This is a genomic window from uncultured Exiguobacterium sp. (genome assembly GCF_964277885.1).
Taxonomy (GTDB): Bacteria; Bacillota; Bacilli; order Exiguobacteriales; family Exiguobacteriaceae; genus Exiguobacterium_A.
This window is the reverse complement of the sequence record NZ_CAXYJR010000002.1, coordinates 217,160-223,209: the sequence shown is the minus strand read 5'-3', so window position 1 is coordinate 223,209 and position 6,050 is coordinate 217,160. Positions and strand designations below refer to the sequence as shown.

Genomic DNA, 6,050 nt, shown 5'->3' with positions numbered 1-6,050 from the left:
TCTCCATAAAGTGTTTGACTTGCTCGTTGTGTGACCGAAGTCACGATTGACGAAGCTTGCGCTTCATTCATGTTTGTATTCCGTAGAATACGATTTTTGCCTCATCGTTCAGTTTTCAAAGTTCGTCATGTCGTTTTCAGCGACTTTAATAAGATATCACGGAATAACTTAAGCGTCAATCCCTTTTCGAAATCTTTTTTCTTTCTCGTCACCATCCAGTGCGTGTTGCCCTGTCGACATGTATTAATATACTATCTCGATATAATACCGTCAATAGTTTTTCTAAAAAAACTTTTAAAATCTTTTTCCTTCTATATAGCGAAAACAACACATAAAAAAAATAAAGCCGATCGTCATACGACCGGCTCATACGTTACGAGTTCGACCCCTGCTCCCTTAGTTGTTTGATACGAAATCCTGATCAGACCTTTTCGCATGAAGAAGTCAATCAGACTACTTAAATCCACTTTGACTTCTTGCAGTCGCTCTTCTTCCATCAATTCATACATCGTCCAAGGACTCGTCCGCTCACGCATGATTTCAAATAAATAACGTCCTCCCGATAAGACCTTCGACTGCAGAAGATGCTCAAGTCCAATCAAGGCAAGGTGAATACGTTGATCTAAAGTCTCTTCACTCATCAATAATTGTTCATACAGTTTATAGACATCCGGATCATCGAGTCGCGCTTGTTCCCATACGACTGTCTCGGGATGCTTTCCTTTTTCCAGAACAGATAATCGCGCGAGATGATGCAATGCATGATGGACGTGTGTATAGGCATCATAATGATGTCCGCGACTGAACAAGTTCCTTCCGTCTTGGAAACGACGCAAAAGTTTAGCGAACGAAATCGTCATCTGTAAACATCTTTCCTCATCAGGAAAGTTTAATAGCTGCCGTTTTAAATCAACTAAGTAATCATTTCGTTCAAAAACGATCGTTCCTTCTGCAATCCAGTGGATCGCGCGTCGATTCGCATTTAACAAAATCCAGCGTGATAACACATCTTCATGTACGAGGTGTAACGACACCTTTAGTGTATTCAGTCGATAATGTTTAATCGTCCACTCGACTTCTGGGTCTCTCGTGATGACGACAAGAAGTGTATCAAATTGATCCGTCAGGGAATCCCGTGGTTGCCGTTTCTCAACAGCAATGATCCCTTGTGTTTCGCGATAAGCCGCGTACTCCGAATAAATCGTTCGTGTTGCTTGTTCCATGTACTTCTCACCCTTCTATACGAACTCGTCGTTACCATTTTCGACAAAAAAACAAGCTTTCCTTCTTCAGGCAATCCCACTTCTTATGCTAGACTGACAACAGGGGGAATTCACTTGAAAAAACAACGTAAAAATAAAATAAACCGCGCACGAAACTTAGCAATGTTTCTTGTCTTCGGTGGAATGCTCGTCATGTATGGCGGTCTATTACTCAAACAATTTGAAATCATCATGGTCTTACTCATGCTTCTCGGTTTCATCATGGTTCTCGCCAGTACGGCACTCTATTTCTTGATTGGTCTGACATCAACGAAGGCAGCTGTCGTCACTTGTCCGAACTGTGGAAAAGAAACAAAAGTCCTTGGTCGCGTCGACTTATGTATGCATTGCGATGAACCACTAACGATGGACCCATCTCTTGAAGGAAAAGAATTCGATGAAAAATATAATAAACACAATAAACGAGCTCCCCGCTAAGGCAGCTCGTTTTTTTATTGGACATTCGATTGACAGTCCGGACAAGTTCCGTACACTTCTAATCGATGACGATCGACTTTAAAGCCCGTTAAGTGCGCCGCAACCGTTTCGACATCATCGAGCACAGGATAGTTGAAATCCACAATCTTTCCACAATTCTCGCAAATCATGTGGTAATGGCGTGTCGTAACGAAATCGAAGCGACTTGAAGCGTCTCCGTAATTCATTTCCTCAACGATTCCCTTTTCTCGGAACACGCGTAAGTTATTATATACAGTCGCCACACTCATGTTTGGAAAACGATGTTCAAGTGCACGGTAAATCTCATCCGCTGTCGGATGCGTGTGTCCCGTCGTTAAATATTCCAAAATCGCGTGACGTTGTGGTGTCATTCGAACGCCTGATTCCCGAAGTGACTTCACGGCGTCATCCAGCATTTCGTTAGCCACGTCCATCCCCTCATTTCTATCTTTCATTGATTATCAGATTGTAATCTTTATAATTAGTCTACCTACAAATAGGCATTCCGTCAACGGCTCTGCACCGGATTTGACGTCCATGATACAATCATATCGTGATATTTTTCACGAATTATCGATTGGAGGAATCCTCATGTCTACCCACACTACACGTCCTACTTCAGAGGCGTTATATGAAATCGCACAAGAGTGTATCGTTGGTGGCGTCAACAGCCCATCCCGTTCATTCAAAGCCGTCGGTGGCGGCGCACCTGTCTATATGGAACGCGGAGAAGGTGCTTACTTTTATGATGTCGATGGCAATCGCTATATCGATTACTTAGCAGCCTACGGTCCGATCATTACAGGACACGGTCACCCTCACATTACGGAAGCGATCACACATGCTGCCCAAAATGGTCTTCTTTACGGCACACCACACCGTCTAGAAATTGACTTTGCACATAAACTACAAAAAGCGATCCCATCGCTTGAAAAAGTACGCTTTACGAACTCGGGAACCGAAGCCGTCATGACGACGATTCGTGTCGCACGAGCGTATACAGGTCGTGAGCTTGTCGTGAAGTTCAGTGGTTGTTACCACGGTCACTCGGATCTAATGCTGATTGCAGCAGGTAGCGGACCGGCGACACTTGGTTCTCCCGATTCAGCTGGTGTCACGAAAGCGACGGCAAAAGAAGTCATCACGACACCGTTCAATGATATCGAATCGTACCGTCAAATCATGGAACAATGGGGCGATCAAGTCGCTTGTGTACTCGTTGAACCGATCGTCGGAAACTTCGGTATCGTCGAACCGCAACCTGGATTCCTTGCTGCAGTCAACGAAATCACGCATGCTCACGGCGCACTCGTCATCTATGATGAAGTCATCACAGCCTTCCGCTTCACGTACGGCAGTGCACAAGAGTTACTCGATATCCGTCCCGATATGACGGCACTCGGCAAAATCATCGGTGGTGGTTTACCAATCGGTGCTTATGGTGGTCGTAAAGAAATCATGGAACACGTCGCGCCACTCGGTCCGGCTTATCAAGCGGGAACGATGGCAGGTAACCCGGCATCCATGGCTGCCGGTATCGCTTGTCTTGAATTACTTGAGCAGCCTGGTGTCTATGAAAAACTTGATCACCTCGGCGCCTTACTCGAACAAGGTGTGCTAGAAGCAGCAAAACGTCATGACGTCACGATTACGATCAACCGTCTAAAAGGTGCCATGACGGTCTACTTCACGGATGAAACAGTCATCGATTACGATGGTGCAGAACGTGCAGATAGCGAGATGTTCGGACGTTTCTTCAAGTTGATGTTAGAAGAAGGCGTCAACCTTGCCCCTTCGAAATACGAAGCGTGGTTCTTGACGACGGAACATACGGAAGCCGACATCACAGAGACGATCGCAGCAGTCGATCGTGCCTTTGCTCGACTCTAAGTCTCCCACTAAAAAAGCAGCGACCCTCATGAGGGTCGCTGCTTTTGTGTTATTCGACGAGTTCCAGATTTTGAATGGCATACAGTTCAAAGTAAGCACCCCGTTTTTGCATGAGGACTTCGTGTGTTCCGATTTCCGTAATTTGACCATTTTCGATGACGACGATCTTATCGGCATCAGTGATCGTTGATAAACGGTGCGCGACAGTAAATGTCGTCCGCCCTTTCGCGAGACGCGCTAACGAATCTTGAATCATCGCTTCACTCTCCAAATCAAGCGCACTCGTCGCTTCATCCAAGATCAGAATCGGTGGATTTTTCAAGAAGACCCGCGCAATCGCAAGACGTTGTTTTTGACCACCCGATAGCTTAACGCCGCGTTCTCCAACCGGCGTATGATAACCGTTTGGTAATCGTTCGATGAATTCATGGGCATTTGCTGCTTTTGCTGCCGCGATGACTTCCTCGTCCGTCGCCTCCGGATTCCCCATCTTGATGTTCATCTGGACCGACTCACTGAAGAGGATCGACTCCTGCATGACCATCCCGATCTGATCGCGAAGACCTCGCAACTTCAAGTCACGAATGTCAACACCGTCAAGCGTGATCCGGCCGGCAGATACATCATAGAAACGCGGAATCAAACTGACGAGCGTCGATTTCCCGCCACCTGACATCCCGACGAAAGCAATCCGTTCACCTGCCTGAACGTCAAGCGTCAATCGATCGATCGCTAGCTCGCCGCCTTCTTCATAAGCGAAACTGATGTTTTCGAATTGAACGTTTCCGCGGACATCTTTCGGTTCGCGAGCATTCGGTTTTTCCGTGATGTCATACGGCTCATCTAAAAACTCGAACATCCGGTCCATTGAAGCGATCGACTGTGTCAACGTCGTTGAGGAGTTGACGAGACGACCGAGCGGCGCATACAGACGGTCGATATAACCAATGAACGCAACCATCGTCCCGAGCGAGACTTGTCCGTTCAAGACGAAGAAGGCTGCCGTTCCGAAGATCAGAATCGGTGCGAAGTCCGTAATCGTCGAGACGACGACATACGTCCGTGCATTCCAGTTCGTTTGACGAAGCGCGGCTTTTAAGAAGCCATCATTTTGATGTTTGAACGCCTTGTTCTCATGCGGTTCGAGTGCAAAACTACGAATGACTGCCATGCCGTTGACACGTTCCGTCAAATGACCTTGTAGTTCCGCAAGCGCTGCCGAACGTTCCCGTGTCAATCCACGTAAACGACCGTAAAAGAACTTAACGGCGAGAGCATAGAATGGTAATGGGATAATCGCGACGAGCGTCAACTTCGGATCAATCGTCCACATGATCGCGATCGCGATGAAAATCGTAATCATATCAAGCCACAAGTTCATTAGTCCTGTGACGACAAAATCTTTCGTCTGCTCGACATCATTAATGATTCGCGAGATGACTTCTCCGGTTTTCGTATTCGAATAAAAACGAAGCGATAATTTCTGAACATGATCAAACAATCGATTCCGTACGTCAAATAAAATCTTCGACGCGGACCATTGCGCGAGGTACTGGCGAACGTACTCGAGCGGCGGTTTGACGATCAAGAAGATGAAGACACCTGCTCCAATCAAATACGCCAATTGTTTACTTTTTTCCGCCATCGGCATCGTGTTTCCCGTTAGGATATTGTCGATGATGTACTTATACAACAACGGAAGTCCGAGTGGGATCGAGAACTTGATGATACCGACAAAGACCGTCAGGAGAATCTGTTTTTGATACGGCTTGACGAACGCCATGTAGCGGCGGATCGAGCCTTGTTTCTTACGTTTTACTTGTGTTGCCACGTGTTTCACTTCCTTCAATTAAAAAAAGACGATGGCGAACCATCATCTCCGATATCTTGTTTCATATTCACGATACCACATATCCACGAAAGCCGGGTTAAATGGACCCTTGCGACTCCGAATCCACTGAATCAGGATTTGGACATTGTCTTTCAAAATACGATCAATCGCCTTAGGATAGTTCATCTCGCGGCGATGCTTCTCATACTCGTCCTCATCGAGGATCATGTAGGACATGTCCGGATACACTTTAATATCTAAATCGTAATCAATGTACTTGACTGCTCGATCTTTCTCATCGAACGTAGAAGGTGATCCAAGATTGCAGTAATAATAAATGCCGTCCTCCCGAATCATACAAATGACATTGAACCAGAGTTCTGTTGAAAAGTAACAGATTGCAGGCTCTCGTGTTCGCCACTGACGACCATCCGATTCACTGACCATGATGCGATCATTGAACCCAATCAATTCTTCTTCCGTCGATTTCAGCACGAGCGTTTCTTCCCAAACTCTGTGTAAGCTCCCGTTATGTTTGAAACTTTGAATCTCAATCTTGCTACTTTCTTTTGGGAATCGACTCATGTGCTACTCCTTTCTAAAGCGTT

General features: G+C 46.1%; 6 protein-coding genes. 2 read left to right on the top strand and 4 right to left on the bottom strand.

All coding sequences use genetic code 11. From position 1 onward, the window contains the following. Window positions 1-353: 353 nt before the first annotated feature. The gene (locus ACHWTJ_RS01325) at window positions 354-1,223 is read right to left on the bottom strand and encodes a nucleotidyltransferase-like protein (protein ID WP_035398755.1); all 870 of its coding nucleotides are present in this window, start codon (window positions 1,221-1,223) and stop codon (window positions 354-356) included. Between the two features lie 114 nt (window positions 1,224-1,337). On the opposite strand from ACHWTJ_RS01325, the gene ACHWTJ_RS01320 reads away from it, so the two are divergent. Next, on the top strand, window positions 1,338-1,700 hold the full coding sequence (locus ACHWTJ_RS01320; RefSeq protein ID WP_294743746.1) for a DUF2614 family zinc ribbon-containing protein: 363 nt from the start codon (window positions 1,338-1,340) through the stop codon (window positions 1,698-1,700). 14 nt (window positions 1,701-1,714) lie between these two features. Here ACHWTJ_RS01320 and perR read toward each other — a convergent pair whose 3' ends face one another. Next, window positions 1,715-2,137 (bottom strand): peroxide-responsive transcriptional repressor PerR, encoded by a 423-nt coding sequence (gene perR, locus ACHWTJ_RS01315; protein WP_369792039.1) that lies wholly within the window; start codon window positions 2,135-2,137, stop codon window positions 1,715-1,717. A 175-nt stretch (window positions 2,138-2,312) separates the two neighbouring features. On the opposite strand from perR, the gene ACHWTJ_RS01310 reads away from it, so the two are divergent. Continuing rightward, window positions 2,313-3,611, top strand: coding sequence for a glutamate-1-semialdehyde 2,1-aminomutase (locus tag ACHWTJ_RS01310; protein WP_294743745.1), 1,299 nt, complete (start codon window positions 2,313-2,315; stop codon window positions 3,609-3,611). A 49-nt stretch (window positions 3,612-3,660) separates the two neighbouring features. On the opposite strand, the gene ACHWTJ_RS01305 is transcribed toward ACHWTJ_RS01310, so the two are convergent. Then, window positions 3,661-5,394: an ABC transporter ATP-binding protein gene (locus ACHWTJ_RS01305; protein WP_214725381.1), complete on the bottom strand. Its 1,734-nt coding sequence runs from the start codon at window positions 5,392-5,394 to the stop codon at window positions 3,661-3,663. A gap of 90 nt (window positions 5,395-5,484) precedes the next feature. Next, the gene (locus ACHWTJ_RS01300; protein WP_023467311.1) at window positions 5,485-6,027 is read right to left on the bottom strand and encodes a DUF402 domain-containing protein; all 543 of its coding nucleotides are present in this window, start codon (window positions 6,025-6,027) and stop codon (window positions 5,485-5,487) included. Window positions 6,028-6,050: the final 23 nt, after the last annotated feature.

Excerpts from the sequence above, each read along its gene's own strand:
- ACHWTJ_RS01325 (WP_035398755.1), bottom strand. The coding sequence starts at position 1,223 with ATGGAACAAGCAACACGAACGATTTATTCGGAGTACGCGGCTTATCGC.
- perR (WP_369792039.1), bottom strand. The coding sequence starts at position 2,137 with ATGCTGGATGACGCCGTGAAGTCACTTCGGGAATCAGGCGTTCGAATG.
- ACHWTJ_RS01300 (WP_023467311.1), bottom strand. The coding sequence starts at position 6,027 with ATGAGTCGATTCCCAAAAGAAAGTAGCAAGATTGAGATTCAAAGTTTC.
- ACHWTJ_RS01305 (WP_214725381.1), bottom strand. The coding sequence starts at position 5,394 with ATGGCGTTCGTCAAGCCGTATCAAAAACAGATTCTCCTGACGGTCTTT.
- ACHWTJ_RS01310 (WP_294743745.1), top strand. The coding sequence starts at position 2,313 with ATGTCTACCCACACTACACGTCCTACTTCAGAGGCGTTATATGAAATC.